Origin of the sequence: Mesorhizobium sp. M0207 (assembly GCF_040321995.1) — a bacterium.
GTDB lineage: Bacteria > Pseudomonadota > Alphaproteobacteria > Rhizobiales > Rhizobiaceae > Mesorhizobium.
This window is the reverse complement of record NZ_JAMYSQ010000018.1, coordinates 80,321-105,873: the sequence shown is the minus strand read 5'-3', so window position 1 is coordinate 105,873 and position 25,553 is coordinate 80,321. Positions and strand designations below refer to the sequence as shown.

Annotated in this window: 28 protein-coding genes; 17 read left to right on the top strand and 11 right to left on the bottom strand. The window is 62.6% G+C overall.

All coding sequences use genetic code 11. The features are described 5' to 3' along the window. Positions 1-110: 110 nt before the first annotated feature. On the bottom strand, positions 111-875 hold the full coding sequence (locus NKJ15_RS22690; protein WP_352472035.1) for an arginyltransferase: 765 nt from the start codon (positions 873-875) through the stop codon (positions 111-113). Positions 876-1,013: 138 nt separating this feature from the next. Then, entirely contained in the window at positions 1,014-1,484 is a 471-nt protein-coding gene (locus tag NKJ15_RS22685; protein WP_352472034.1) for an RDD family protein, read from the bottom strand. Positions 1,485-1,694: 210 nt separating this feature from the next. Here NKJ15_RS22685 and sthA point away from each other — a divergent pair, with 210 nt between their 5' ends. Beyond that, positions 1,695-3,083, top strand: a complete 1,389-nt coding sequence (gene sthA, locus NKJ15_RS22680; protein ID WP_352472033.1) for a Si-specific NAD(P)(+) transhydrogenase — start codon at positions 1,695-1,697, stop codon at positions 3,081-3,083. 9 nt (positions 3,084-3,092) lie between these two features. On the opposite strand, the gene NKJ15_RS22675 is transcribed toward sthA, so the two are convergent. Next, the gene (locus NKJ15_RS22675) at positions 3,093-3,953 is read right to left on the bottom strand and encodes an alpha/beta hydrolase (protein WP_352817689.1); all 861 of its coding nucleotides are present in this window, start codon (positions 3,951-3,953) and stop codon (positions 3,093-3,095) included. Between the two features lie 28 nt (positions 3,954-3,981). Between NKJ15_RS22675 and NKJ15_RS22670 the strand changes: the two genes are divergently transcribed. Continuing rightward, entirely contained in the window at positions 3,982-5,157 is a 1,176-nt protein-coding gene (locus NKJ15_RS22670; RefSeq protein WP_023674470.1) for an OpgC family protein, read from the top strand. Between the two features lie 23 nt (positions 5,158-5,180). Here NKJ15_RS22670 and NKJ15_RS22665 read toward each other — a convergent pair whose 3' ends face one another. Continuing rightward, on the bottom strand, positions 5,181-6,263 hold the full coding sequence (locus NKJ15_RS22665) for a LacI family DNA-binding transcriptional regulator (protein WP_352682066.1): 1,083 nt from the start codon (positions 6,261-6,263) through the stop codon (positions 5,181-5,183). 161 nt (positions 6,264-6,424) lie between these two features. Here NKJ15_RS22665 and NKJ15_RS22660 point away from each other — a divergent pair, with 161 nt between their 5' ends. Beyond that, positions 6,425-6,568: a hypothetical protein gene (locus NKJ15_RS22660; protein ID WP_352817686.1), complete on the top strand. Its 144-nt coding sequence runs from the start codon at positions 6,425-6,427 to the stop codon at positions 6,566-6,568. Between the two features lie 57 nt (positions 6,569-6,625). Next, positions 6,626-6,769, top strand: coding sequence for a hypothetical protein (locus NKJ15_RS22655; protein WP_352817683.1), 144 nt, complete (start codon positions 6,626-6,628; stop codon positions 6,767-6,769). Between the two features lie 26 nt (positions 6,770-6,795). Here NKJ15_RS22655 and NKJ15_RS22650 read toward each other — a convergent pair whose 3' ends face one another. Continuing rightward, positions 6,796-7,164, bottom strand: a complete 369-nt coding sequence (locus NKJ15_RS22650) for a DUF423 domain-containing protein (protein WP_352472028.1) — start codon at positions 7,162-7,164, stop codon at positions 6,796-6,798. 53 nt (positions 7,165-7,217) lie between these two features. Next, entirely contained in the window at positions 7,218-8,468 is a 1,251-nt protein-coding gene (locus NKJ15_RS22645; RefSeq protein WP_352817680.1) for a multidrug efflux MFS transporter, read from the bottom strand. Between the two features lie 196 nt (positions 8,469-8,664). Between NKJ15_RS22645 and NKJ15_RS22640 the strand changes: the two genes are divergently transcribed. Both NKJ15_RS22640 and NKJ15_RS22635 read left to right on the top strand, forming a co-directional pair. Further along, the gene (locus tag NKJ15_RS22640) at positions 8,665-9,327 is read left to right on the top strand and encodes a GntR family transcriptional regulator (protein WP_352817677.1); all 663 of its coding nucleotides are present in this window, start codon (positions 8,665-8,667) and stop codon (positions 9,325-9,327) included. 96 nt (positions 9,328-9,423) lie between these two features. Further along, positions 9,424-9,681 carry a DUF982 domain-containing protein gene (locus NKJ15_RS22635; protein ID WP_023674477.1) on the top strand — a complete coding sequence of 86 codons (258 nt, stop codon included), beginning with the start codon at positions 9,424-9,426 and terminating at the stop codon, positions 9,679-9,681. A 51-nt stretch (positions 9,682-9,732) separates the two neighbouring features. Here NKJ15_RS22635 and NKJ15_RS22630 read toward each other — a convergent pair whose 3' ends face one another. Continuing rightward, positions 9,733-9,891: a hypothetical protein gene (locus NKJ15_RS22630; RefSeq protein WP_254817539.1), complete on the bottom strand. Its 159-nt coding sequence runs from the start codon at positions 9,889-9,891 to the stop codon at positions 9,733-9,735. Between the two features lie 113 nt (positions 9,892-10,004). Further along, positions 10,005-11,048, bottom strand: a complete 1,044-nt coding sequence (locus NKJ15_RS22625; protein WP_352472022.1) for an aldo/keto reductase — start codon at positions 11,046-11,048, stop codon at positions 10,005-10,007. A gap of 280 nt (positions 11,049-11,328) precedes the next feature. Here NKJ15_RS22625 and ppk2 point away from each other — a divergent pair, with 280 nt between their 5' ends. After that, positions 11,329-12,249 carry a polyphosphate kinase 2 gene (gene ppk2 / locus NKJ15_RS22620; protein WP_352817674.1) on the top strand — a complete coding sequence of 307 codons (921 nt, stop codon included), beginning with the start codon at positions 11,329-11,331 and terminating at the stop codon, positions 12,247-12,249. A gap of 48 nt (positions 12,250-12,297) precedes the next feature. Here ppk2 and NKJ15_RS22615 read toward each other — a convergent pair whose 3' ends face one another. From NKJ15_RS22615 to NKJ15_RS22605, 3 genes are all read right to left on the bottom strand, one after another. Further along, on the bottom strand, positions 12,298-12,945 hold the full coding sequence (locus NKJ15_RS22615) for a dihydrofolate reductase family protein (RefSeq protein ID WP_352472020.1): 648 nt from the start codon (positions 12,943-12,945) through the stop codon (positions 12,298-12,300). A 396-nt stretch (positions 12,946-13,341) separates the two neighbouring features. Beyond that, positions 13,342-14,373 carry a porphobilinogen synthase gene (gene hemB, locus NKJ15_RS22610; protein ID WP_352817670.1) on the bottom strand — a complete coding sequence of 344 codons (1,032 nt, stop codon included), beginning with the start codon at positions 14,371-14,373 and terminating at the stop codon, positions 13,342-13,344. Positions 14,374-14,460: 87 nt separating this feature from the next. Beyond that, entirely contained in the window at positions 14,461-15,282 is an 822-nt protein-coding gene (locus NKJ15_RS22605; RefSeq protein ID WP_352817668.1) for a DUF8605 domain-containing protein, read from the bottom strand. A gap of 145 nt (positions 15,283-15,427) precedes the next feature. Here NKJ15_RS22605 and NKJ15_RS22600 point away from each other — a divergent pair, with 145 nt between their 5' ends. The 10 genes from NKJ15_RS22600 (at position 15,428) to NKJ15_RS22555 (ending at position 25,499) form a co-directional block, all read left to right on the top strand. Next, positions 15,428-16,471 (top strand): enoyl-CoA hydratase/isomerase family protein, encoded by a 1,044-nt coding sequence (locus tag NKJ15_RS22600; protein WP_352817666.1) that lies wholly within the window; start codon positions 15,428-15,430, stop codon positions 16,469-16,471. After that, positions 16,468-16,890, top strand: coding sequence for a DUF6163 family protein (locus tag NKJ15_RS22595; RefSeq protein WP_023674485.1), 423 nt, complete (start codon positions 16,468-16,470; stop codon positions 16,888-16,890). Before NKJ15_RS22600 ends, NKJ15_RS22595 begins: the two co-directional genes overlap by 4 nt. Positions 16,891-17,091: 201 nt before the next feature. Then, positions 17,092-17,607: a transcriptional regulator LdtR gene (gene ldtR / locus NKJ15_RS22590; protein WP_352472015.1), complete on the top strand. Its 516-nt coding sequence runs from the start codon at positions 17,092-17,094 to the stop codon at positions 17,605-17,607. Positions 17,608-17,945: 338 nt separating this feature from the next. After that, positions 17,946-19,199 carry a L,D-transpeptidase family protein gene (locus tag NKJ15_RS22585; RefSeq protein WP_023674488.1) on the top strand — a complete coding sequence of 418 codons (1,254 nt, stop codon included), beginning with the start codon at positions 17,946-17,948 and terminating at the stop codon, positions 19,197-19,199. A 125-nt stretch (positions 19,200-19,324) separates the two neighbouring features. Further along, positions 19,325-20,971 (top strand): Na+/H+ antiporter, encoded by a 1,647-nt coding sequence (locus tag NKJ15_RS22580; protein WP_352817663.1) that lies wholly within the window; start codon positions 19,325-19,327, stop codon positions 20,969-20,971. A gap of 116 nt (positions 20,972-21,087) precedes the next feature. Then, positions 21,088-22,401, top strand: coding sequence for a serine hydroxymethyltransferase (gene glyA, locus NKJ15_RS22575; RefSeq protein WP_352449301.1), 1,314 nt, complete (start codon positions 21,088-21,090; stop codon positions 22,399-22,401). Positions 22,402-22,470: 69 nt separating this feature from the next. Next, positions 22,471-23,055: an invasion associated locus B family protein gene (locus NKJ15_RS22570; protein ID WP_352472055.1), complete on the top strand. Its 585-nt coding sequence runs from the start codon at positions 22,471-22,473 to the stop codon at positions 23,053-23,055. Between the two features lie 153 nt (positions 23,056-23,208). Continuing rightward, entirely contained in the window at positions 23,209-23,718 is a 510-nt protein-coding gene (gene nrdR / locus NKJ15_RS22565; RefSeq protein WP_352501513.1) for a transcriptional regulator NrdR, read from the top strand. A gap of 2 nt (positions 23,719-23,720) precedes the next feature. Further along, the gene (gene ribD, locus NKJ15_RS22560; RefSeq protein ID WP_352501514.1) at positions 23,721-24,851 is read left to right on the top strand and encodes a bifunctional diaminohydroxyphosphoribosylaminopyrimidine deaminase/5-amino-6-(5-phosphoribosylamino)uracil reductase RibD; all 1,131 of its coding nucleotides are present in this window, start codon (positions 23,721-23,723) and stop codon (positions 24,849-24,851) included. 30 nt (positions 24,852-24,881) lie between these two features. Next, positions 24,882-25,499: a riboflavin synthase gene (locus NKJ15_RS22555; protein WP_352501515.1), complete on the top strand. Its 618-nt coding sequence runs from the start codon at positions 24,882-24,884 to the stop codon at positions 25,497-25,499. Positions 25,500-25,553 lie beyond the last annotated feature (54 nt).

Genomic DNA, 25,553 nt, shown 5'->3' with positions numbered 1-25,553 from the left:
GCGTAGGCTTGGAGGCGCAAAATTGACCCGCCCGGTTTCCCAGCCGATCGGCCGGAAGCCCAGCGGCATCCTCCTCGAAACAATTTAAGAGTGAATACCGAAAGCGAAGATCAGCGCGAAACCGCTTCGTGATTGTAGCGTTCCCAGCCTTTCGGGCCGAGATGCTCCTGCGGCTGGAAGCGCATCTTATAATTCATCTTGCGCGAGCCGTTGACCCAGTAACCCAGGTAGACATGGGGCAGACCCATCGCCCTGGCGCGGGCGATGTGATCGAGGATCATGAAGGTGCCGAGCGAACGGTCCTCGAAGTCCGGGTTGAAGTAGGAATAGACCATCGACAGGCCATCGGCCATCTTGTCGGTAAGCGCCACGGCGATCAGTTCGCCCTGGCCCTTGCCGGTAATGAAGCTGTCAGGTCCGCGGCGACGGTATTCGATGACCTTGGTGTCGACATGGGTATCCTCGACCATCATGGCGTAGTCGAGCACGGTCATGTCAGACATGCCGCCACGGCGGTGGCGGACGTCGAGATAGCTGCGGAACAGCGAATACTGTTCGGTGGAGGGTTCGGCGTCGTGCATGGCGCCGACCAGATCCGAATTATGCTGTATGACCCGTTTCATGTTGCGGCTGGCGGTGAATTCCTGCGCCAGGATGCGCACGGACACACAGGCGCGGCAGGTCTCGCAGGCCGGCCTGTAGGCGATGTTCTGCGAGCGCCTGAAACCGCCCTGCGTCAACAGATCGTTCATCTCGGGGGCCTTGTCGCCGACCAAGTGTGTGAACACCTTGCGCTCGAACTGGCCCTCGAGATAGGGACATGGCGAGGGCGCGGTCAGAAAGAACTGCGGCGACTGGGTCGGGTGCTGCGTCATCGAGCCTTGGAAATACTCCTGCGAATCGCTCTACCTTTGGCGCGGACGCCGAAAAATTCAACAGGATTGTGAAAGCCTGGTTGATTGGACGTCTTCACATTTGTGCGCAAAGGCTGCGGCCGCGCTTCAAAAGTCTGCTCAGCGGCCACTGCGGCTGACAACGGTGCCGAGCAGCAGGTCGTGCAGCGTGCGCTTGCGGTCGGAAAACAGGCTCACCAGCAGGACCAGCGGCGAAAGGATGACATTACCGGCCCAAAACAGCACCGAATGCACGACGGCGGTCAGCCCGTCGATGCGGCTGCCGTCGAGTCGGTCGAGCCGGATGCCCATCATCTTCATGCCGGTGGTGGCCTGGTCTTTACTGCCGAGCGTGTTCCAGATGTAGAGGATGGCGACGGTCGGCACGAGAATGGAAAACAGCATCCAGCCGAGGCCGAGCGTCAACAGCCCGAACAGGAACACCAGGATCGCGAATGGAATGGTGAGCAGCGCGACGATGAAATAGTCGATGACGAAAGCGAGAATGCGCCGCGTGCGCACGCCCTCATAAGAGCGGACATCTTCGAGCCTGCTGGTGATGATTTCGCCGTCGAGAACGCGAGCGTTCATGCCATTTCCTCGTAATCGAACCCGGGTTAATGCACGGGCCGCGTATTGATGAAATGGTGAAGGTTCGCGGCGGAATCAAGATCGAGCCTTTCGCCGCCGTGTAGATGGCGACAGAGCGCCTGGGGCCGTCTGACTTGTTGAATTCACGGCGCGGATAGCGTTAGTTTGCTGCGGCGCACAAAGCGCGCCGAGCCGAGGGGACGGGGCGACATGGACTACGACATGCTGGTCATCGGCAGCGGCCCATCCGGGCGCCGCGCCGCGGTGCAGTCGGCCAAGCTCGGCAAGTCGGTGCTGGTGGTCGACAGGGGCCGGCGTCTCGGCGGCGTTTCGGTGCATACCGGCACTATACCGTCGAAGACGTTGCGCGAGACGGTGCTCAACCTCTCCGGCTGGCGCGAGCGCGGCTTTTATGGACGCGGCTACCGCGTCAAGCAGGACATTTCGGTCGGCGATCTGGTCGAGCGCCTGCACAAGACGCTCGACCATGAGGTCGAGGTGCTGCAGCACCAGTTCATGCGCAACACGGTCAAGAGTGCGCGCGCCGCGGTAAAATTCCTGGGCCCCAACAAGGTCAGCCTGACCACCGACACCGGCGACTACAGCGAGGTTGGCTTCGCCCATGCGCTGATCGCGGTCGGCACCCGGCCGCACCGGCCGCGCGACGTGCCGTTCGACAAGACACGGATCTTCGACAGCGACGAGATGCTGGAGCTCGATCGGCTACCGCGCACGCTGACGGTGATCGGCGCCGGCGTCATCGGCGTCGAATATGCGACAATCTTTTCGGCACTCGACGTTCCGGTGACACTGGTCGAGCCGCGCAACACGATGTTGGATTTCGTCGACCGCGAGATCGTCGACGACTTCATCCATCAGATGCGCGACCGCGGCATGACCATCCGATTGGGCAGTGCCGTCAAGGAGATCGCCTCGAAACCCGACTATGCTGAGGTGACGCTGGCCGACGGCCGCACCATACGTTCCGAGATCGTGCTTTATGCCGCGGGACGCACCGGCAATGTCGGCAATTTAGGGCTCGACGCCGTCGGCATCGAGGCTGATTCGCGAGGCCGCATCAAGGTCGATCCGCAGACCTTCCAGACGAGCGCGCCCAACATCTATGCCGCCGGCGATGTCATCGGCTTTCCGAGCCTGGCATCGACCTCGATGGAGCAGGGCAGGGTGGCCGCCTGCCATGCCTTCGGCGTGCCCTTGCCGCCCCCGCCCGAAACCTTTCCCTACGGCATCTACGCCGTGCCGGAAATCTCCACCGTCGGGCAATCCGAGGAGCAGGTGCGCGAGAGTGGTGCCGCCTACGAGGTCGGCGTGGCGCGGTTCCGCGAGACATCGCGCGGCCACATAATGGGCGTCAACACCGGTTTCCTGAAGCTTCTGTTCTCGATCGAAACACGCCGTCTGCTCGGCGCCCATATTGTCGGCGAGGGCGCGACCGAACTCATCCACATCGGCCAGGCGGTCATCAATCTCGGCGGCACCGTCGACTTCTTCGTCAACAACACCTTCAACTATCCGACGCTGGCCGAAGCCTACAAGATCGCCGGGCTGGACGCCTGGAACCGCATGGGGCGAGGGTAGCTTCGGGGCTCATCGATCCGACGCTGCAACGGCGACCGCAGGATCCGCCAGCCATTGCCTGACGATGTCGGCGTCCGGATCGCCAATTTCATGGCCGGAGGCAATGGTGTGGGTTTCGACCTTGGCGCCATGCGAGCTCAGCAGAGCGGCCAACACCGGCGCGAATGGCGCGTAGGTCAGGTCGGCGGCGCCGGCGACGATCAGAGCCCGCGCCTTCGACAGGTCGGCCGGCGGCACCTCGTCGAGCACCGGCATCGGACGCAGCAATGCAGCGCGCTCGATCACGCCCGGATGCAGCAGCATGACGCTTGAAACCAAATTGGCGCCGTTCGAATAGCCGAGAAAGGTCGCGCGGCGGAGATCGAGGCTGTGGCGCTTCGCGACGCCGGCGACGAAGCCTGCAAACGCATCTGCCTCCGCGCGGACACTTGCCTGCTCGAATCGCGTGGGGTTGATTCGCGTGAACCAGCGGAAACCGTCCTCCTGAGGGATGCGGCCACGGACCGTAACCAGCGCCGCATGCGGCGCGATTTGCCGACCAAGCGGCAGCAAGGTCGTCTCGTCGACACCCGATCCATGCAACAGGAACAGCCAGTCACCGGGTAAATTGGCGGATCGATGGAGCCGGTAGAAAAAGCCTGAATTCTCCTGCAAAATACCGTCTTCGAGGCTTTGCTCGGCCATAGGCACATCCTTTTGATTCCGCGTTACTTTCGTTAATTTGCCGGCTTCAAAACGGAATATTTTCAAGCTCCGCGAAAGTTGATGAACCGGGCGCATTTCAGTCCGTTTCTTTGCCGATATAATCCCCGCGGGGGGATCGAAGCAGTGTGCGCCGGGTGGTCGCCCGAGGGATCGCATGCCGGGCATGAACAACCAGCTTTAAGGCCTTTTATCGATGACCATGCCAGTTTCGCCGGAACGCGATACGCGTATTGATGTGTTCCGGGCTCTCGCCCTCCTGACCATATTCGTCGATCACGTGCCGGGCACCGTGTTCGAAACCCTGACCTACAAGAATTTCGGGTTTTCCGATGCGGCCGAGGCCTTCGTGCTGATCTCCGGCATGTCCGTCGCTCTCGCCTACGGCACTAAGTTCCAGCCGGGAAACCGGCTGATTGCAACGCTGAAAATGTGGCGCCGCGCCGGCGTGCTCTACGTCACCCACATCGTCACGACGATGGTGGTCATGGCCATCTTCTGCGCGGCGGCGGTGTTTGCGAAACGGCCGGACCTTCTGACGCTGATCAACATCGAGCCGCTCGTCAGGAACCCGCCACAAGTCCTGGTCGGCATCGTCACGCTCGGCCATCAGCTCGGTTACAACAACATACTGCCGGTCTATGCGGCGCTGCTGTTGATGGCGCCGGTCTTCCTGCTGTTCATCAGCTACCGGCCACTGGCGGCGCTTGCTGTGTCCGCAGCCCTTTGGCTGATTGCCGGAATCTACCAGATCGCGCCGCCGAACTACCCGGAGCCCGGCTTCTGGTTCCTCAATCCGCTGTCATGGCAATTGCTGTTCAATATCGGCATGGCCAGCGTGTTGCATGTGCGGCGCGGCGGCACCATCCCGGTCAATCGCTGGCTGGTCGGCGCGGCCGCCGCCTATGTGCTGACGGCGCTCGTCTGGGTGCACAGCCCGCTGTGGGGGCATGTGTCGTGGCTCGACCTGCCGGTGGTGCTGACCGGTTTCGACAAGACGTTCCTGTCGTTGCCGCGACTGCTGCACATCCTGGCGATGAGCTACCTGGTTGTCGCCTTGCCTTTCGTCTCGAACCTGTTCCGCACCGGCCGCGACAATCCGCTCGCCATATTGGGCAAACGCTCGCTGCCGGTTTTCATTGCCGGCACGGTGATTGCCATGGCGGCGCAGGTGATGAAGCTGGTCAACCCGGGCGGCTTTGCCTATGACAGTCTGCTGCTCGCCGCCGGCATCGCCATGCAGTTCGCGCTCGCCTTCTATCTGGAATGGCTGTCCGCTATCGGCTGGTCCGGCAAGGGCAAGCCGGTCCGCAATGAGGCGCCGCCTGTCCGTCCATCCTTTGGCATCGGTCCCATGGCGGCCAACAGGTAAGATTTGGAGCCGATCTGCCCCAGTCAGCCTGTACTTGGCGGCGGTCCGGAAGATGCCCTGACGACAAGTTCGACGTCGAGCGTTTCTCGCCGCACGGTGCCGTCGAAGTCGAGGATTCTTCGCGCTGCCCGGCGGCCGATCTCGGCGATCGGCTGGGCGATGGTGGTGAGCGGAGGCTCGCAAGTTGCGGCTTCAGGCACGCCGTCGAAGCCGACGACGGAAATATCGCGGGGAACCGCGATGCCCCGTGCGTTGAGCCATTCCAATGCCACCATCGCGATCCGGTCCGACATCGCCAGGATGGCGGTCGGCGGTTCCGCCGAGGCGAAGATGGTTTCGAGACCGGCCCTTGTGCTCGCCTTATCGTTTTCCGTCTCGTAGACCGGCACCTTGGCGGTGTCGACACCAAACCGGGAAAGCTCTTCGAAATAGCCGAGGAGGCGGTCACGGGTTCCGGTATAGACTGCGGTCCGGACCTGCTCGGGCGAGACAAGACCGGTGCTGTCGTCGGCGAAGGCCAGCGACAGCACGGCGAAGCGGCGATGTCCAAGTTCCGCCAGATGGCGCGCCGCGAGCCGGCCGCCGGCAACATTGTCGATACTGATCGCCGAGACCGTCTCGTCCTGCGAGCCGAGCTCGAGCGCGACGAAGGGGAGCTTTCGTTCGCGCGTCAGCTCAACGAGACGCGGACCGCCCTCGATGCAGAAAAGGATGAAGCCGTCCACGAGGGCGCTCTGGATATTCCAGGCAAGTTTTTCCTCGTTGCCAGCCGACACGAGGGCTATCCCCGCGCCGGTGGCGTCGCAGGCTTCCGAGATGCCGGCCATCATCACGCGGGCAAACGGGTCGTCGAAGAAATAGGACAGCGGCTCGGTTGTGGCGACGCCGATTGCATTGACCTTGCCGGCGCGCAGCAGCCGGCCCTTGGGATCCGGGCCGGCGTAGCCCAGCGCCTCGGCCGCCGCCTTGACCCGCTCGCGGACTTCCTCGCGCACGATTTCGGGACGGCTGAAGGCATTGGAGGCAGTGCCGTGCGATACGCCCGCGGCTTTGGCGATGTCCGCCAGCCGGATGGGCCTCCTGCTGCCCTCGGTGGGTGATGTCATTTGTTCGTCTCCAGGACTCCTGTCCGACAGTAGTGCCGATTACTAACATCTTCCTTGGATCGATTCAAATTTTGCTTGACATTTGTGCTGTGACGCATATTCTTGAATCGATCCAAGAGCGGTTTTGCCCGCAGACTGGATCGATACAAGAGGAGAGTGCCATGCACCCCGTCGATTATCTGTTCGAGGACATTTACCGGAACGACTGGAGCATCCGCTCGAGCGCGGAGGCCCGCAAGGGGCGCGACAGGACCGGTCCGTGGATTCGCGACCTGCGTTTCCTCGTAGGACGCAAGCGGAGCTGATCGGCGGCCTATTTTTTGTGCCCGCTGATTGGATCGATTCAAAAAGGAGATTAAGCCATGCACCCGATCAAGCATCTGTTCGAAGACATCTATCGCAATTATTGGGGCATATCGCCGGCCACCGAACGGCCGGAGCGGCGGCGTGTGGTCAAAACGGCCAAACGCGGCGGCCAAGTCCGCCCCGAACGCCGCCAAGACTGACAGAACCGGCGAACCTGGCTGCCGCGTCAAGGGCGCGGCCGCACCAGCGCCGAGGCGGCCATCATCAGCCAGCCGCCGATGAGCAACGTGCCGCCGATCGGCGCCGACATCGGGAACAGCCGCGAGCCAAGGAAGTCGCGGGCCAAAAGATCTCCCGAGAACAGCAGAAGCCCGACGAGAAGGATGAGGCTTCCGGTTCGCAGGATGCTATTGCCACCGAGCAGCCCGACGGCAAGGAAGACCGGCGCATGCAAGAGCAGGAAGGATGCGGCCGTACCGACGAAAGCGCCGCCGAGATGCGCCGCCGCCGCCGAAAGCGCCACGCCAGCCGCGCCGCATAGGCCGCCGGCAAAAACCAGAATGCGGCCGCCTGCCGCGTGTTCATCCGTGCTCATGTCCGCGCCTCCGTGATTCCTGGCGACCGCCTGAGATAGTGCTGCGAACCGTGTCAGGATTTGCCGGCTTCCGCCAGCATGTCGCGCTCGCGGCGCGACTGGACCAGCCAGTTATAGGCCGCTCCGCCCGCCATCAGAATGGATGTGCCGAGAAACACCGAGCGCATACCGAAATGGCCGCCGGCAAAGCCGCCGAGCAACGGTCCGGCGACCTGCCCGACATATTGCGCCGAGATCGACAAGCCCAGCACATTGCCGCCGACCCCGTCGGGCACATTGTGGCGGATGACGCTGGTGATGCAGGGCAAAAGACCGCCAAGCGCCAGGCCCATCAGGAAACGCAGGACGACGAGTTGCCAGCCCTGGGTAACGAAGGCCTGCGGGATCAGCAGCAGCGCCGAGACGGCGAGTGCGGCAACGATGACGTTCCAGTGGCCGATACGGTCGGCGAGCTTGCCGAGCCGCGACGCCGACAGGATGGCGCCGAGCGCTGCCGCGGACATGACGATGCCGGAGACCAGCGTGACCTGGCTCTGGTCTTCGATGAGCTGCTGGACATAGACGGTGATGATCGGCTCGATCGACATGGTGGCGAAACTCAACAGCATGCCGGTCGCGAGCATGGCGACGACGGGGCGCTTGTCGGGAATCTGCGACCAGCTGTCTTTCACTTTTTCTTCTGACGCGGCCTTGGCGGCAACCGGGCGAGGCGCCTCCTTGATCAGCAAGGTGGTTGCCAGAAAAGCCAGGAAAATGACGCCGCCGGCGAGCAGGAATGTGGCGCGGATGCCAATCAGCGGCGGCAGCGCGCCGCCAAGCAGCGGACCGACCAGGGCACCGGCGGTGATACCGGCCGACAGCACGCCCAGCGCCCAGCCGGAGCGATCCTTCGGCGTCTGCATGGCAACCAGGATGGTCGAGCCCGAAGAATAGCCGCCGGCAAAGCCGATCAGCAGGCGCAAGAGCACCAATTGCCAGACAGTCTGCACCATGCCGGTCAGCGACATGCACAGCGCCATGCCGAAACTGGCGCGCACCAGCATCAGTTTGCGGCCGTAGCGGTCGCCTAGCCGCCCCCACAGGGGCGCGACCAGCGCGGCGGCAAGGAAGGTGGCGCCGTAGGCGACGCCCGACCACTGCACGATCGCCGCATGGCCCTCTCCGCCCAGCTGCTCGACGTAAAGCGGCAGGAAGGGCAACAGCAGCGTCATCGCTACAAGCGTGGTGAACGAGCCGGCAAAACACACGGCGAGATTGCGGCGCCAGTGGACGTTGTGCGTGGCGCGGTTGGCGTCTTGCGGCATGTCTGTCCTGTCCGGCCAGCTTGCATGAAACTTGCTGTGGATACCAATTTGGGATACCAAGCTGGTATCTGTCATGAACGCAAGCCCCGTCGCTGTCAATGCGGGCCTCTCAAACATGATCGACAAAGGCCGGCGTGATCGGCCAACGCCGGCCAGTGACCCGATTGCCGGAACGAATGACCTGAACGGAACGCCAATGTCGCAGATGCAGAACGTCGAAAAGCAGCTTCGCGAGATGATCCTCGGGCTCGAGATTGGTCCCGGCGAGCGGCTGACGGAGCGCTGGGTCGAAAGCCGCTTCGGCGCCTCGCGCACGCCGGTCAGGGCTGCGTTGCTGCGGCTCGAGACCGAAGGCCTGATCTGCCGCGACGGCCGCGGCTGGACGGTCTCGCCAATCAATCTTGCCGAGCTGGAGCAGATCGCCGTCTATCGCGAGGCGGTCGAGGTCGCGGCAGTCAGGCTGACTTGCACCTTGCAGGACAGAAGTGCCGTCGAAATCATCGAGGCGATGCTCGATTCCTGCGACGACAAGACGCCGCGCGAGGAATGGCATCGCGTCGGCAGGGATTTTCATATCGAGCTGGCACGCCTGTCAGGCAACGAGTTCCTGTTCAGAGCGGTTCGCGATGCGATGACGCGCCTGTCGCGCGCCCGCTGGCTCGAGGTTCGCGACGAGGCAGCGCTCGGCCGTGCCTGGGCCGAACACCATGCCATTCTGTCGGCGGTGCGGGCCGGCGATGCCGATACCGCCGCCCGCCTGCTTTCGGCCCATATCACCGGCAGCCGCGACCGGCTGGTGACCTCGCTGCGCAACGACCGGCGCGGCCTGCGCGCCCGGGGATTTGCCGTCGTCGCTTGAGTGAGGATCGGCTGCCATTGATCACGAAAAGAGCAGATGAGCGAAGAATGCTACTTTCGGTCTCGCTTCGCAAATGCCGATGGCGTAAGAGCGGCGATGGAAAACAACCGATTTGACACACCCGTGACCGTCAAGGGCGCGGCGGGAAGCAATCAGCTCTTGCGTACGGCCCGCGAGGCTTCCGACTACCTCCTCAACAATTGGCCCGGCAAGCGCAGCCCCAAGCACCGCGAAGCGTTGCAAGCCTGTCATGATGCGCTGGCCGGCGACAAGCCGGCCATGAACGCAAGACGGGCCTTCATTGCCGCCGCTCGTGAAGTGAACGTCTTCGTCAGCGACAAGGCGCCTGCCTGAGGCATAGCGGGATTTGACCGAGGCCCGGCCCGCCTGGCAGCCCGGATATCATCACTCTGCCGTTTCGGTTTTGGTTTGGGACTCGCTCTCGCCCTCGGGCTTCGATCGCTCCTTGGCTGCGACCTTGGCAGCCTGCTTTTCCGCCTTCTTGGCAGCCTTCTGCCGGTCGCGTTCCTTGCGTTCCTGACCGTAGTTCGGTGCTCGTGCCATATCGTTTCCTTTCGTTGTGCTTGGCCTTTGCCTAGGAGCATTGGACCGCAAACACAACACCGCAAGGCACGATCGGGCTCCATATCTCGGCGCAGTCCGGAGAGCCCGGCTTTTCAGGCGCCGTCGCGGTCGAGAACGAGATCGGCCGGCCCGAACCGGTCCTTTGCCGTGAATTGCTGGTGCCAGTAGGGATAGAGCACGGGCGGCCTGCTGACCACATCGAGCCGTGTGCGCTCCTCATCGGCAAGCACAAGGCTTGCAGCGGCGATATTGTCTTTGAAATGGGCTTCGGTTCGTCCGCCGATCACCAGCGAACTGACAGCGGGCCGGCCGAGCAGCCAGGCGAGCGCCACCTGCGCCGCCGACACGCCGTGATTATTGCCGATATCGATCAGCGTGTCGACGATCCGCCACAGCCGGTCCTCGTCGCGGATCGGCGGTTCCGACCAGCCGCTGAGCTGGCGGGCGGTCGGCTGGTCACGGTGGTATTTGCCGGACAGCAACCCGCCGGCAAGCGGGCTCCAGACCAGCACGCCGAGCCCCTGGTCGACCGAGATCGGTAACAATTCATACTCGGCCTCGCGCGCTTCCAACGTGTAATGGATCTGCTGGGTGACGAAGCGTGGCTGGTGATGACGGTCGCTGATCCCCAGCCCCTTCATCACTTGCCAGCCGGAATAATTGGAGCAGCCGACATAACGGACCTTGCCCTGCGCGACCAGCGTGTCGAGCGCGGCGATGGTTTCCTCAAGCGGTGTCAGGCCATCCCACTCGTGCAGGAAATAGATGTCGATGACATCCGTCCTGAGCCGCTTCAGGCTCCTCTCGCATTCGCGGATCAGATGGTAGCGCGACAGGCCTTCATCATTGGGGCCTTTGCCGATCCGCATGCGCGCCTTGGAGGCGATCAGCACGTCGCCCTTGCGCTTGCCGCCAAGCGCCTCGCCGATGATCTCTTCCGACACGCCGTTCGAATAGACATTGGCGGTGTCGATGACATTGACGCCGGCATCGATGCAAAGGTCGATCATCCGGCGCGCCTCGTCGAGGTCGGTCTTGCCGACCGCCGAAAACGCGCCGCCGCCGCCGAACGTCATGGTGCCCATGGTCAGCGTCGAAACCTTCAGCCCGGAACGGCCGAGAGTGCGGTATTCCATGTCGTGTCCTCACAATTTATCGGGAAAGGGCGTTGCAGACGACAGCCCTCAATGAACCGGCTATTTGTAGGATAATTCGTTCCGCTTGTCGCCCGTTCCGCAGGGCAAGCTCGATCACATCTTGCGGATTGAAACGCACAGCCAGCGCAGTAGTGGCTGCAATAAAACCGTCATTGCCGGCCTATACTAACATCGGTCCAGCGCTTCGATTTCCGGCCGCCGGGCCGGGCGGCAGAGCGCCTGACAGCGGCCGGCAAGGCCTGTAAGCGGAGCAGCGTAAATGACCGAGATAAAACAGAATTCCCCGGCCAGGGACTGGCTGGAAGCGGAACTCGCCGACACGCTGGATGAAGACTATGAGCTGGAAATCTCGGAGCCGGCGCTGTCGATGGAGATCGCCAAGATCTACAAGAATGCACATCCGCCATCGATCGACCGCCTGCAGTATTTTCGCGATCTCATCACGCTGCAATCCGAGTTGATCAAGCTGCAGTCCTGGGTCGCCTATCACAAGAAGAAGCTCGTCGTGGTTTTCGAGGGCCGCGACTCGGCGGGCAAGGGTGGTGTTATCAAGCGCATCACCCAGAGGCTTAATCCGCGCATCTGCCGCGTCGCAGCACTTCCGGCGCCGACCGAGCGCGAGAAGTCGCAATGGTATTTCCAGCGCTACGTTCCGCATCTGCCGGCCGGCGGCGAGATCGTGCTGTTCGACCGCTCCTGGTACAACCGCTCCGGCGTCGAGCGGGTAATGGGCTTTGCCCAGCCGGATCAGGTCGAGGAGTTCTTCCGCGACGTTCCGGATTTCGAACGCATGCTGGTCCGCTCAGGCATTACGCTTGTCAAATACTGGTTTTCGATCACCGACGAGGAGCAGCAGATGCGCTTTTTGATGCGCATCCATGACCCGATGAAGCAATGGAGACTGTCGCCGATGGACCTCCAGTCGCGCGTGCGCTGGGAGCAGTACACCAAGGCCAAGGAAGAAACGTTCGCCCGCACTAATATCCCGGAAGCCCCGTGGTTCATCGTCGAGGGCAACGACAAGAAACGGGCACGGCTGAACTGCATCGACCATCTCCTCAAGCAGATGCCCTATGAGGAGGTGCCGCACGAGGAGATCACACTGCCGGAGCGCGTCTTCAATCCCGAATACGAGCGCCAGGTACTGCCGCGCGAACTGTATGTGCCGGAGAAGTACTGACTAAAGCGGCGAGGAGGGCGCCGCTCCATGGCGGCACCCTGCAACAAGCTAGGTGCGCTCGATGATGACATGCGTGGCCTTCGGCGTCGCGACCTGCTCGCTGCAGCGATAGCCGAGCTTGGGCATGTCGATGCCGGCAAAAAGGCTCTCGCCGGCGCCTAGCAGGACCGGTGAGATCGCCAGATGCATTTCGTCGATGAGCTTTTCCTTGAGATATTGCCGGATCGTAGAAACGCCGCCGCCCAGCCGTACATCCTTACCGTCAGCCACTGCCTTCGCCTTCTCCAGCGCTGAGTGGATGCCGTCGGTCACGAAATAGAAGGTCGTGCCGCCCTCCATGACAATAGGATCACGCGCATGGTGCGTGAGCACGAAGACCGGCACGTGGTAGGGTGGGTTGTCACCCCACCAGCCTTTCCAGCTGTCATCCGGCCATTCGCCGCGGATCGGCCCAAACATGTTGCGGCCGAGGATCCATGCGCCGACATTTTCGAAGCTGCGTGCCGCGAACGCCTCGTCGGTGTCCGTGGTCCCGCCATCCTTGCCGAGGACCATCTTGCGGAAGGTGCGGGTGCCGAACATCCATTCGTGCAGGGCTTCTCCGCCAACACCCAGCGGGTTCTTCAGGTCTTGGTCGGGACCGGCGCCGAAGCCGTCGATCGACAGGGTGAAAGCGCTGACGCGAAGCTTGGACATGGGAGCCTCCTCGATAACCAATTGTGACATGCAAGCAGTTATCGGGCTAGCTTAACTGATTGCATTTTGCAAGCGGTATTTTTGCTGGCGGGGCAATCGCTTCCAAATCATGTTGGAATAACCAATCTCAATGTCGGCGCCGCCCGTCATCCGCCTGCCGGCAGCTTCTCCCTGTATAGTGACGGGGAGAAGGGGCCGGCCGCAACGTCGATGTTTTTGCAACGCTGGAGATTGGTAAAATCTTTTACGAACGCGTCTTTCTCCCTGCCACTTTACGGGGAGAAATACCGGGCAGGGCAACGAGGGGCAGCGTAAACTTGAAGCGATGTCCTGCGGCGTTCCATGTCGCGCTTTGGACGAACGAACACTACTCGATGTAGACGCTACAAAGGCGCATCACCCCTTGAGCATCGCCGCCACTTCCGGCGCGAAGTAGGTCAGGATGCCGTCGCAGCCGGCGCGCTTGAAGGCGAGCAGCGATTCCAGCATCGCCTTTTCGCCGTCGATCCAGCCATTGGCGGCGGCGGCCTTGATCATCGAATATTCGCCCGAGACCTGATAGGCAAAGGTCGGCATCTGCAACTCGACTTTCAGCCGGCGGATGATGTCGAGATAGGGCAGGCCGGGCTTGACCACCAGCATGTCGGCGCCCTCGGCCAGATCCTGCTCGGCCTCGCGCACCGCTTCGTCGGAATTGGCGTGATCGATATAATAGGTCTTCTTGTCGCCCTTGAGCAGGCCGGCGGTGCCGACCGCCTCACGGTAGGGGCCGTAAAAAGCGGATGCGAACTTGGTCGCATAGGACATGATCGCCACATCCTGAAATCCATTGGCGTCGAGCGCATCGCGGATGGCACCGATCCGGCCGTCCATCATGTCCGAGGGGGCAATGATGTCGGCCCCCGCCGCCGCCTGGATGACGGCCGCCGCCGTCACTTGCTCCACCGTTTCATCATTGACGATAATGCCCTCGCGCAAGATGCCGTCATGGCCATGCGAGGTGAACGGGTCAAGCGCCGCGTCGGTGATGATGCCGATCTCCGGCACCGCCCGCTTGATGGCGCGGGTGGCGCGGTTGATGATATTTTCCGGATCGAGGATGTGCGAACCGGTCTGATCGCGCAGGCCGAGCTCCACATTGGGGAAAGTGGCGATCGCCGGAATGCCAAGCTTGGCCGCGCGCTCAGCCTCCTTGACGGCGAGGTCGAGCGACAGGCGGAACACGCCGGGCATGGCGGCGATCGGTTCGCGCACTTGTCTGCCGTCGACGACGAAGATCGGCCATATCAGATCGTCGACCGACAGCCGGTTCTCCTGGACAAGGCGGCGCGACCAGTCGGCCTTGCGCATGCGCCGCAGCCGCCGGCTGCCGGTGATCTCGTCGACGCTGCGCGCGCCGGCAGGCTTTGCAGGGGTGAATCTGTTCATCGCAAAAACTCCGGATCGGGCGGCTTTTACCACGAGCCTCCGCTGCTGACCAATGCGACACGATTGTGCCAGCGGTCTTGTCGGGCGCTATTCTGGTTGGCCATTGCCCGACAGGATCTGCGCAGCACCCCGCATGGCGACGCGGAATGCCTCGTCGAAGCTGACGCCGCGCACTTGCCAATTGTAGCTCTTGCCATTCAAGGCAAGCCGCCAGTCGGCTATCCAGCCCAGTTCCTTGTCGCTCCAGACGATACTGCCGGCGAGCGCCTGGTCGGCTCCGGCCTTCCTGGCAAGCTGGTCCAGCGTCGTGATATCGGCATGGCGCAGGGCCTGGTCGTCAAGCTTCGAGGCCGACAGCAGTGACGCTTCGGGAAACACAATCGGCATGACCAGCGGACCGGTGGCATTGACGAAGGATTCGCGCATCGCCGCCCCCTCATCGTCGGCGGCCAGCACGAACTGCCTTGTGCCTTGCTCCGCCGCCAGGAAAATTGCCAGGCGTGGCCGCTCGCCAAGCCATGGTTTGCTGCCAAGCGCGGCAAGCACCGGATCGATAACGTCAGGCCTGTACAGACAAGTGAGATCATGCGGCCGGTCATGGGTGCCTTGTTCGTCATGGATTGGAATGCCTTCGAGACGGTCGCGATAGCGGAATTCGGCAACGAAGCTGCCGGCCTTGTCGCGCAGCGCCGCCATCTCAGTTCTCTTCGGCAGCCGCTGATCGCCGGACACACGAACCAGCACCGCATCGAGGCAGGCCTTGAAGCCGATCTGCCTGTTGACCTCGCCCTGGCCGGTGACGATGGTCTGCGATTGATAGAGCTCGTCGACGGTTTCGGCCGATACGGGAGGAGTGTTCGCAGCGATCAGGCCGACCACCATAACAGCAAGGCGCGGCAACCAAGGCATGGTTCAACCTTCCGGTTCAAAGCGCCAGCATTAGCACTGGGTGACGCCGACGACCATGCAGCGGATTGGCCGCCGCCATTGACGCGGCCATGCGCCACGCTTTAGCACTTCACTCCCGGCGGGCGCGGGGAGGGATTCTCTGGCGATGGATTTTGGCGGAGGCGACGAGATTCGCTTCGAAAGATTGGGCAGGGCTGGCGTCGTCACGCTGACGCGGCCGCAGGCGCTCAATGCCGTAACCCACCGCATGGTCAAGGCGCTGGACAAGGCGCTGCGCAGTTGGGAGCGCGACGACGGCGTCGACGTTGTCGTCGTCAAGGCCGAGGGCAGGGCATTTTCGGCGGGCGGCGACATCCTCCACATCTACGAAGCCGGCCGCGCAGGAAGGCCTCCGGTCGATTTCTTCGCCGATGAATACCGGCTGAACGCCCGCATCGCCCGCTTCAAGAAACCCTATGTCGCGGTGATCGACGGCATCGTCATGGGCGGCGGCGTAGGTATCTCCTTCCATGGTTCGCAGCGAGTGCTGACCGAGAACGCCCAGTTTGCCATGCCCGAGGTCGGCATCGGCTTTTTCCCGGATGTCGGCGCCAGCCATCTGTTGCCGGATCTCGGCGGCAGCTTCGGCATGTATCTGGCGCTGACCGGCAACCGCATCCGCTATGGCGATGCTTTGTGCTCAGGCCTCGCCACCCATACGATCAAGGCGGAGGACCAGGCCGGCTTCCTCGACCGTCTGGCGGAAAGCGGCGACCCGGAATCGGTGCTGCGCGGCTGCTTCATCCCGGCCAGGCGCGAGACCGACAGGCCGACGCTGGAAGCCATCGCCCGGCATTTCGCGCAGCCGTCGCTGGCCGATATCGTCGCCAGTCTGGAGCGGGCAGCCGCTGCCGACGAGTTCGCGGCAAAGACGCTGGCCACCATCCGCACACGTTCACCGACCAGCCTGCATGTTGCATGGCGCCAGATCAGCGCCGGGCAGACGTTGTCGATGGACGAGTGCATGAAAATGGAGTTCCGTATCCTCAACCGCATGCTTGCCGGGCACGACTTCTATGAAGGTATCCGCGCCGCCATCATCGATAAAGGCTCGACGCCGCAATGGCGGCCGGCAGGTATCGATGACGTCAGCGCCGCCAACGTCGACGCCTATTTCGCACCGCTCGGCGAACGGGAACTGAAGCTGTGAGCGAGGTCGCCTCGAGACGCGTGGTGCTGCAACCCTCGACGATCGAGGTCATCTTCGCCTGGTTCCAGCGCGTCATCGCCGGCTACTGTCTGCTGTTCGGCATCTTGTACTGGATCCGGCTGATCGGCTTTTACCCCGGCCCGTTGTGGCGCTTCGACCTGATGCCGGTACACTGGCAGGTGGCGGCGGTGGTGCTGGCGGTGTTTTTTCCGTTCGCTGCCGCCGGCCTGTGGATGCTGGCGTCCTGGGGGCCGGTGATCTGGTTCATCTGCGCGGTGACCGAGTGCGTCATGTATGCTGGCTTCCCCGAGTTGTTCGGCCACCGGCCGCTGATCGTCGCCTCGCATCTTGCGGTGGCGCTGCTCTACATAGTGTTCCGCGTGGTGATCTGGATCCAGAAGCGGCAACCCCGGCGATAGCCTTCCGGCCAGGATCGTTGGCTAAATCTTTAGGTTAATTATCCTTGCTCGGGTGACCGTCCGTTAAGCCTCTTTCGAAACCCCTTACCGGTAAGCTCTTGTTAGCCTTGGCGTTTAAGTCGAATTTTATGAGTATTCGATAGTGTCGCGATCAAGGTGAAGAACAAAAAATCACCGGGCGACAAACGAGAGGCAAAGACAATGATCAATTCGCGTCCGGCGGCGAAGACCGCCAACATATCCGATGACCGCCGCGAGGCGATCCGTTCGCTGTACATGGAATCGCTGCAGCTGGTCGAGCGGCTGCATCGCCGTCTGCTTGATGTGATCAAGGACGAATTCGACCGCAACGGTCGCTCCGACATCAACGCCATCCAGGCGCTGCTCCTGTTCAACATCGGCAATTCGGAGCTGACCGCCGGCGAACTGCGCTCGCGTGGCTACTATCTCGGCTCGAACGTCTCCTACAATCTGAAGAAGCTGGTCGATCTCGGCTTCATCAACCACCAGCGCTCGCGCATCGACCGCCGTTCGGTGCGGGTTTCGCTGACGCCGAAGGGCAATGAGGTGGCGGAAGTCGTCGCCGGCCTCTACGAACGCCATGTCGGTTCGATCGAGCAGGTTGGCGGCATCAACACGGAAGAGTTCAAGCAGATGAACCGCGCCCTGCAGCGCCTGGATCGGTTCTGGAACGATACCATCGCCTACCGGATGTAATCGCATCCGCCGCATCTAGATTTGAAGCTGGACTACGGAAGTGCTGCCGCGGAGTGGAGCAAAGGCCGGTGCCGAAAAGCACCGGTCTTGCCGTTTCGTCAGGCCGGCCGATCCAAATTCGAGCAACAGCCACGTTGCCGCCATATTCCAATGGAACCGAAGATGCGGGTGATGCTGGGGCCAAAGCCGTGCATTTGTCCTGTGCTCAAGTCACTTCCCATGTGGTTTTACACCGAAGTGATGCGGGCCATGGTTGGCTAATTGTTAAGAAGCCAACTCTAGAGTGCGGGCGAGACCGCCCGGTGGGTTGAATTGTAGCAAGAATGTCTGGAACGTCCATGAGAACCAGCCGCCGTTTCTTCCTTTCAGGAGCCTCCGCGCTCGCAGCTGCAATGGTCGCCGGCCGCGCCAGTGCGCAGGATGTGATCGGGGATATCCTGAAATCCTCGGCGCGCGGCAATTGGGACGACCAATTCGATGCGCGTGCCAGCGAAGGCGGCAAGGTTGCCTCGACGCTGCCGATCTTCAGCCTGCAGACGGTGTCCTTCACCGAGCAGGCGATCATGCAGTATCAGAATATCGTCGCGCAAGGCGGCTGGGAACAGGTTCCAGACACCAAGAAGCTGCAGCTTGGCGTCGAGGATCCCGATGTGGTGCCGCTGCGCAGGCGCTTGATGATATCGGGCGATCTGGCGCAGAGCGCCGGGCTCTCGGAAGCGTTCGATTCTTACGTCGACTCGGCGCTCAAGCGCTTCCAGTTGCGTCACGGCTTGCCGGCCGACGGAACCACGGGCAAATATACTTTCGCGGCAATGAACGTGTCGGCGCCGGTTCGGCTCGGTCAACTCCAGACCAATCTGCAACGGCTGCGTGAGCGGGCCGGCACGCTTGGCAACCGCTATGTTCTGGTCGACATCCCGGCGGCGCAGATCGAGGCTGTCGAGAACGACCGCGTTGTGCTGCGCCACACCGCAATCGTCGGCAAGATCGATCGCCAGACGCCGATCGTCAATTCCAAGATCAACGAAATCATCGTCAATCCGTACTGGAACGCGCCGGTCTCGATCGTGCGCAAGGACATCATTCCGCTGATGCGGAAGGACCCCAACTATCTCAAGGACAGCCATATCCGCCTGTTTGCGCCGGACGGCAGCGAGGTCGACCCAATGACGGTCGACTGGTCGACCGATGATGCCGCCAAATACCGCTTCCGCCAGGATCCCGGTTCCGGCAACGCGATGGCCTCAGTCAAGATCAATTTTCCCAGCCCGGACGGCGTCTACATGCACGACACGCCGCAGCAGAGCCTGTTCGGCAAGCTGATGCGCTTCGATTCCTCTGGCTGCGTGCGGGTTCAGAACGTGCGCGACCTCGTCACCTGGATTCTGCGCGACACACCGGGCTGGGATCGCCAGCATTTCGAGGCGGCGATCAAGACCGGGGAGAACACGCCGGTGCAGGTCACCAATCCGGTGCCGGTTTATTTTCTCTACGTCTCGGCCTGGTCGACAGGGCCGGGCGTGGTCCAGTTCCGTGACGACATTTACGGCCTCGACGGAGCCAACGAGCTGCAGATCACATCCGCGCTCTAAGCAGCTGAGTTCATTTGCAAAAGGCCGCCGGAAGGCGGCCTTTTTCGTTGCCGAGTCTTTCGCGGAAAGCTTTGCTGGGCCGATTGCCGGAAAAAGGACGCGGCGCTGTAGTCGGAAATCGCATCATGCATGTCGCAATGTTCATTCTGGTCGTGCTCATCTTCGTCGCCGTTTCGGGCGCGCTGGTCCGGCTGGTGCGGGTGCCGCTGCCGGTACTGCAGATCGCCATCGGTGCAGCGCTCGCCTGGCCGGTGCGCGGCATGCATGTCGAGATCGATCCCGAGCTGTTCCTGCTAGTGTTCATCCCACCGCTGCTGTTCAGCGACGCCTATGGTGCGCCCAAGCGCGAACTGATCGCGCTGCGCGGGCCGATCCTCGACCTCGCCATCGGGCTGGTCTTCTTCACCATTGTCGGCTTCGGCTACGCTTTGCACTGGCTTGTCCCGAGCATCCCGCTCGTCGTCGCTTTCGCACTTGCTGCGGTGCTGTCGCCCACCGATGCGGTGGCCGTCTCCTCGATCGTCGACAAGAGCCTGGTCCCGGCCCGGCTGATGCACATCCTGGAGGGCGAGGCGCTGCTCAACGATGCGTCGGGCCTCGTGATGTTCCGCTTTGCGGTGGCAGCTGCCTTGACCGGCAGCTTCTCCTTCGTCGCGGCATCCGTGACTTTCCTCTATGCCGTCGCTGCCGGCATCCTGGCCGGCGTGGCTGCCTTGTTCGTCGCCGCCAAGGTGCTGCAATTGCTGAACCGTATCGGCGGCGTGCCGTCCGAGGCGCAGGTGCTGGTCATGGTCCTGCTGCCGTTCATCGCCTATCTCGGCGCCGAGAATGTCGGCGCCTCGGGCATTCTGGGGGCGGTCACGGCCGGAGTGCTCACCGGCGGCTCCGGGATTTTCCGCTTTCTCGGCGTCTCGGCGCGCATACAGACCGTATCGCTGTGGACGACGCTATCCTTCGTCTTCAACGGCGCGCTGTTCATCCTGCTCGGGTTGCAGCTTCCCGAAATCATCGGCAACGTGCCGCCTGAGCTCGGCAGCCGCTATCCGGTCATCCAGCCAATCGCCACGGTGGTCGCGCTGACACTATGCCTGATCGGGCTGCGCTTCCTGTGGATCTGGGTCGGCGACATCGCGACGCGCGTCTCGGCGCGATTACGCGAGCAGAAGGCCGAGCCGTTCGGGCTGCGCGTCCGGATCGCCGGCTCTGTTGCCGGCGTGCGCGGCGCCATCACGCTGGCCGGCATCCTGTCGCTGCCGCTCACCATGCCGAATGGTTCGCCCTTTCCGGCGCGCGACGTGGTGATCTTCCTCGCCGCAGGCGTCATCATCTGCTCATTGCTCATAGCCAGCCTTGCCTTGCCCAAGGTGGCGCGGGGGCTGGTCGAGCCGGGCGAGGATCCTGGCGCTGCCGAGGAGCGTCTTGCGCGCGTGGGCGCGGCCAACGCCGCCATCGCCCGCATCGAGAGCATGGCCGGCGCGACCGACGGCGATGAAGGGGAAGTACCCGGCGCCCGGCTTGCCGCCGCCGATAGCATCGTCGCCGGCTACCGTCGCCGCATCGCTGCCTCCGACGAGGCCGACGAGGCGCGCGCCGAGGCCCGTGAGGCCGGACGGCTGGAGCTCGAATTGAGGCTGGCGGGCATTGAGGCCGAACGCGCAGCGGTTCGCGCAATGTTTCGCAGCGGCCAGATTAACGACCATACGATGCAGGCGCTGTTCACCGAGATCACGCTCACCGAGGCCCTGCTGAAGGGCCGGCAGGCAAGGAAATAGAGGCTGCCAGTCTCTCTGGCGCAATCCGGCCAGCAAATTTCGCGCTGCAAACGTGGCGGGCCGAAAGCAACTGTGTTAATGGCGCGACAGACCCCGAACCTTGAGGATTTCAGCCCATGGCAACAGCAGCGGCAGTGTCGAACAAATTCGAATCCTTTTTCGAAACCACGCTTGCCGATGCCGACCCCGAGATTTTCGGCGCAATCCGCAACGAACTCGGCCGCCAGCGCCACGAGATCGAGCTGATTGCCTCGGAAAATATCGTCTCGCGTGCCGTGCTCGAGGCACAGGGGTCGATCATGACCAACAAATATGCCGAGGGCTATCCGGGCAAGCGCTACTATGGCGGCTGCCAATTCGTCGATGTCGCCGAGGAACTGGCCATCGAACGCGCGAAAAAGCTGTTCGGCTGCAACTTCGCCAACGTCCAGCCGAATTCCGGTAGCCAAATGAACCAGGCGGTGTTCCTGGCGTTGCTGCAGCCCGGCGACACCTTCATGGGCCTCGACCTCAATTCCGGCGGACACCTGACACATGGCTCGCCGGTCAATATGAGCGGCAAATGGTTCAAGGTCGTCTCCTATGGCGTACGCCGGGACGATCATCTGCTCGACATGGATGCGATCGAGAAGACCGCCCATGAGACCAGGCCGAAATTGATCCTGGCCGGCGGCACAGCCTATTCACGTGTCTGGGACTGGAAGCGTTTTCGCGAGATCGCCGATTCGATCGGTGCCTATCTGATGGTCGACATGGCCCACATCGCCGGCCTGGTCGCCGGCGGCATGCATCCGTCGCCGCTGCCGCATGCCCATGTGGTCACCACCACGACGCACAAATCGCTGCGCGGGCCGCGCGGCGGCATGATCCTTTGCAACGACGAGGATATTGCCAAGAAGATGAATTCGGCCGTCTTCCCCGGCCTGCAGGGTGGACCGCTGATGCATGTGATCGCCGCCAAGGCGGTGGCTCTGGGCGAGGCGCTGAAGCCGAGCTTCAAGATCTATGCGGAGAGCGTCGTCGCCAATGCCAAGGCGCTGGCCTCCAGTCTGCAGGAAACCGGTCTCGACATCGTCTCCGGCGGCACCGACAACCATCTGATGTTGGTCGACCTGCGTCCCAAGAACGCAACCGGCAAGCGCGCCGAGGCTGCCCTTGGCCGCGCCAACATCACCTGCAACAAGAACGGCATCCCCTTCGATCCGGAAAAGCCTTTCGTGACATCGGGCGTTCGGCTCGGCACGCCGGCCGGCACCACGCGCGGCTTCGGTCAGGCCGAGTTCCGCGAGATCGGCAAGCTGATCGCCGAAGTGCTGGATGGACTGAAGGTCGCCAATTCCGACGAAGGCAACGCGGCCGTCGAGGCAACCGTGAAGGCCAAGGTGGCGGCATTGACGGATCGTTTTCCGCTTTACCCGTATCTTGGTTGACGCAGGGCGTCAGCCCCCAACTGTGACGGCGCCGATCAACTGGCCACGGCTGCATCTCGGAGACGTTTGATGATGATGCGAATTTTCCGTTTCACCAGTGTTGGCGCTGCCTTGCTCACCTTAGCGACCTCTCAGCTACTCGGCGCGGCCTTGGCGCAGACCGAGCCGACGCCGGCAGCACCCAAGACAGAGACTTTTGGCAGGTGGTCCACCACGGTGGACGAGGTCAACACCGGTGAGGACGTGCGCAAGACCTGCGCCGCCTCGACGGTCTTTTTCGACGCTAACGGCACCAGTGGCACCCTCACGCTGGCCATCTCGAATGGCGACGTACTGCCACCCGAGGGCTATCCGAGCCTCATCATCGCCGTGAGAAACAGTGACTTGCCCAAGGGGGACAACATCCCGGCGGTGTTCCGCGACGTCAACGACAAGATCAAGGCTGGCTTTCATATTATCGCCGACGGACAGTGGATGATGGACAACAAACCCGAGACCACGGTTGCCATACTGCGTGCCATGCGCCGTACCAGCGCCCTCGATGTCAGCTTCGCCGACAAGCCGGTCGCGACGATATCGATGGACGGCTTCACCAAGGCCTATCGCTATCTCGGCACGTCCTGCGGCTTCCCGACCGGCGACGTCGCTCCCTGATTGGCGTATTGCCGTCCAACTAATTGCCGCTCTCGCAATTTTCCTCGTGCCTCGCTATCTCTGAGACGCGATCGGTCATCGGCCATACTTTGCCATCGTGGCAAAAACCTCTAAGCCGTTCGCACTACGAGAATCGCGAACCGAAGGCTCTCCATGCGCTGTCCCTACTGTCAGTCCGAAGATACGCAGGTGAAGGATTCGCGCCCTGCCGAAGACGGTGCAGCGATCCGCAGGCGGCGCGTCTGCCCGGATTGCGGCGGCCGCTTCACCACTTTCGAGCGCGTCCAATTGCGCGATCTCGTCGTGGTGAAGAAGTCTGGACGCAAGGTGCCGTTCGACCGCGACAAGTTGCTGCGCTCTGTCGAGATCGCGGTACGCAAGCGCAATGTCGACCCGGAACGTATCGATCGGGCGGTGACCGGCATCGTGCGCCAGCTCGAAAGCTCGGGCGAGACCGAGGTGGCCTCGGGGGAAGTCGGCCGGCTGGTCATGGAGGCGCTTAAGTCGCTCGATGATGTCGCCTATGTGCGCTTTGCCTCCGTCTACCGCAATTTCCGCGAGGCCAAGGATTTCCACGACGTGTTGGGCGAACTCAAAGGCGACGAGCTCAAAGCCGACGAGCTCAGGGGCGAAGAGCTGAAGAGCGAAGAGGACGCCAGCTGAGCATGGCAGGGTCCGGACGCCGCACGGCTGAACAAGAGGTCCTCGATCGCCGCTATATGGCGGCAGCCCTCAGGCTGTCGCGCAAGAATGCCGGGCGGACCTCGACCAACCCTTCCGTCGGCACGCTGATCGTGCGCGATGACGGCGACGGGCCGATGATCGTCGGCAGCGGCGTCACCGCCGTCGGCGGCCGGCCGCATGCCGAGACCGAGGCTTTGGCAGAGGCCGGCGAACTGGCGCGCGGCGCCACCGCCTATGTAACGCTGGAGCCCTGCGCCCATCACGGCCGCACGCCGCCTTGCGCCAATGCGCTGGTCAGTGCCGGCGTGGCGCGTGTGGTCGGCGCTGCCAGCGATCCTGACCCGCGTGTTTCCGGCAAGGGCTATGCAATCTTGCGTGCCGCCGGCGTCGAAGTGGTGGAAAAAGTGTTGGCGGCCGAGGCTGCGGAGCAGATGGCCGGCTATTTAATTCGATCTCTGAAAAAACGCCCGGAAGTGATCCTGAAACTTGCGCTTTCGAGCGACAACAAGATCGGCGTGAAAGGCGAGGGACAGCTCTCCATCACCGGCGATATCGCCCGACGCGAAGTCTATCTGATGCGCGCCGAAGCCGATGGCATATTGATCGGCATCGGCACGGCACTGGAGGACGATCCGGCGCTGACGGTTCGGCTTCCGGGACTGGAGAGCCGTTCGCCGGCGCGCATCGTACTCGACCGTCAGATCAGGCTACCCGAGACTTCGAAACTGGTCGCCGGCGTCGACCGTGTGCCGCTCTATGTCGCTGCCTGCGCCGAGGCCGATCCGCACCGGCGCGCCGCGCTCGAACGTGCCGGCGTTCGCTTCATCGGTACTGAGACCTATGAAGGCGATATCGCGCTGCCGGAACTGTTCGAGGATCTGGCGGCGCTCGGCATGGCAAGCGTCCTGGTCGAGGGCGGCGCGAGGGTGGCCAAGGCGTTCCTCGACGAACAACTGGTCGATCGTATCGTGCTGTTTCAGGGGCCGGACGCGATCGGCGAGGGCGGCATTGTATCGCCGATCGATGCCAACAATATCCCGCCGGGATTTCGCAAATTGCGCAACATGCGTTTCGGCGAAGATACATATGCGGAATGGATAAGAGACATCTAGGACCGACCTGATGTTCACGGGGCCAAACTAATGTTCACTGGAATCGTCACCGATGTCGGCACCGTCGCTGCCGTGAAGCCGCTCAGGGAAGGCGTCGGTTTGCGTATCGACACCGCTTACGATCCGCAGACCATTGCCATCGGTGCCTCGATTTCCTGTGGCGGCGTCTGCCTGACGGTGACGGGATTGCCGGAAGACGGCGCCAACGCACGCTGGTTCGAGGTCGAGGCCTGGGAAGAAGCACTCAGGCTGACGACCGCGATGGGCTGGAAATCCGGCACGCGCATCAACCTGGAGCGGGCGCTGAAGATCGGCGACGAGCTTGGCGGCCATATCGTTTCAGGCCATGTAGACGGCATGGCCGAGATCGTAGGGCGCAAGGAGGAAGGCGACGCCGTTCGCTTCACCCTGGATGCACCGCGAGAGCTGGCCAAATTCATCGCGCCCAAGGGCTCCGTCGCACTCGACGGCACTTCGCTGACCGTCAACAAGGTCGAAGGCAGCCGCTTCGACGTGCTGTTGATCCACCACTCACTGACGGTCACCACCTGGGGCGAACGCCAGGTCGGCGATCGCGTCAATCTCGAGATCGACACCATGGCCCGCTATGCGGCGCGACTGGTGGAGGCGGCTAAAGAGGGGCTTTGAGGCGCTCGTCCATAAAGCCCATTCCCTGGTGCGACCGCCGCCGAGTTGGCCTTG

Bases quoted from the DNA above. Each gene is read 5' to 3' on its own strand.
- NKJ15_RS22570 (WP_352472055.1), top strand. From the start codon at position 22,471: ATGATGATGCGAATTTTCCGTTTCACCAGTGTTGGCGCTGCCTTGCTC.
- NKJ15_RS22650 (WP_352472028.1), bottom strand. From the start codon at position 7,164: ATGAGCACGGATGAACACGCGGCAGGCGGCCGCATTCTGGTTTTTGCC.
- ribD (WP_352501514.1), top strand. From the start codon at position 23,721: ATGGCAGGGTCCGGACGCCGCACGGCTGAACAAGAGGTCCTCGATCGC.
- sthA (WP_352472033.1), top strand. From the start codon at position 1,695: ATGGACTACGACATGCTGGTCATCGGCAGCGGCCCATCCGGGCGCCGC.
- NKJ15_RS22630 (WP_254817539.1), bottom strand. From the start codon at position 9,891: ATGGCACGAGCACCGAACTACGGTCAGGAACGCAAGGAACGCGACCGG.
- NKJ15_RS22635 (WP_023674477.1), top strand. From the start codon at position 9,424: ATGGAAAACAACCGATTTGACACACCCGTGACCGTCAAGGGCGCGGCG.
- NKJ15_RS22690 (WP_352472035.1), bottom strand. From the start codon at position 875: ATGACGCAGCACCCGACCCAGTCGCCGCAGTTCTTTCTGACCGCGCCC.
- NKJ15_RS22625 (WP_352472022.1), bottom strand. From the start codon at position 11,048: ATGGAATACCGCACTCTCGGCCGTTCCGGGCTGAAGGTTTCGACGCTG.
- ldtR (WP_352472015.1), top strand. From the start codon at position 17,092: ATGATCAATTCGCGTCCGGCGGCGAAGACCGCCAACATATCCGATGAC.
- hemB (WP_352817670.1), bottom strand. From the start codon at position 14,373: ATGAACAGATTCACCCCTGCAAAGCCTGCCGGCGCGCGCAGCGTCGAC.
- NKJ15_RS22615 (WP_352472020.1), bottom strand. From the start codon at position 12,945: ATGTCCAAGCTTCGCGTCAGCGCTTTCACCCTGTCGATCGACGGCTTC.
- NKJ15_RS22645 (WP_352817680.1), bottom strand. From the start codon at position 8,468: ATGCCGCAAGACGCCAACCGCGCCACGCACAACGTCCACTGGCGCCGC.
- glyA (WP_352449301.1), top strand. From the start codon at position 21,088: ATGGCAACAGCAGCGGCAGTGTCGAACAAATTCGAATCCTTTTTCGAA.
- NKJ15_RS22655 (WP_352817683.1), top strand. From the start codon at position 6,626: ATGCACCCGATCAAGCATCTGTTCGAAGACATCTATCGCAATTATTGG.
- NKJ15_RS22675 (WP_352817689.1), bottom strand. From the start codon at position 3,953: ATGCCCGGCATGCGATCCCTCGGGCGACCACCCGGCGCACACTGCTTC.
- NKJ15_RS22685 (WP_352472034.1), bottom strand. From the start codon at position 1,484: ATGAACGCTCGCGTTCTCGACGGCGAAATCATCACCAGCAGGCTCGAA.
- NKJ15_RS22585 (WP_023674488.1), top strand. From the start codon at position 17,946: ATGAGAACCAGCCGCCGTTTCTTCCTTTCAGGAGCCTCCGCGCTCGCA.
- NKJ15_RS22605 (WP_352817668.1), bottom strand. From the start codon at position 15,282: ATGCCTTGGTTGCCGCGCCTTGCTGTTATGGTGGTCGGCCTGATCGCT.
- ppk2 (WP_352817674.1), top strand. From the start codon at position 11,329: ATGACCGAGATAAAACAGAATTCCCCGGCCAGGGACTGGCTGGAAGCG.
- NKJ15_RS22600 (WP_352817666.1), top strand. From the start codon at position 15,428: ATGGATTTTGGCGGAGGCGACGAGATTCGCTTCGAAAGATTGGGCAGG.
- NKJ15_RS22660 (WP_352817686.1), top strand. From the start codon at position 6,425: ATGCACCCCGTCGATTATCTGTTCGAGGACATTTACCGGAACGACTGG.
- nrdR (WP_352501513.1), top strand. From the start codon at position 23,209: ATGCGCTGTCCCTACTGTCAGTCCGAAGATACGCAGGTGAAGGATTCG.
- NKJ15_RS22640 (WP_352817677.1), top strand. From the start codon at position 8,665: ATGTCGCAGATGCAGAACGTCGAAAAGCAGCTTCGCGAGATGATCCTC.
- NKJ15_RS22670 (WP_023674470.1), top strand. From the start codon at position 3,982: ATGACCATGCCAGTTTCGCCGGAACGCGATACGCGTATTGATGTGTTC.
- NKJ15_RS22665 (WP_352682066.1), bottom strand. From the start codon at position 6,263: ATGACATCACCCACCGAGGGCAGCAGGAGGCCCATCCGGCTGGCGGAC.
- NKJ15_RS22555 (WP_352501515.1), top strand. From the start codon at position 24,882: ATGTTCACTGGAATCGTCACCGATGTCGGCACCGTCGCTGCCGTGAAG.
- NKJ15_RS22580 (WP_352817663.1), top strand. From the start codon at position 19,325: ATGCATGTCGCAATGTTCATTCTGGTCGTGCTCATCTTCGTCGCCGTT.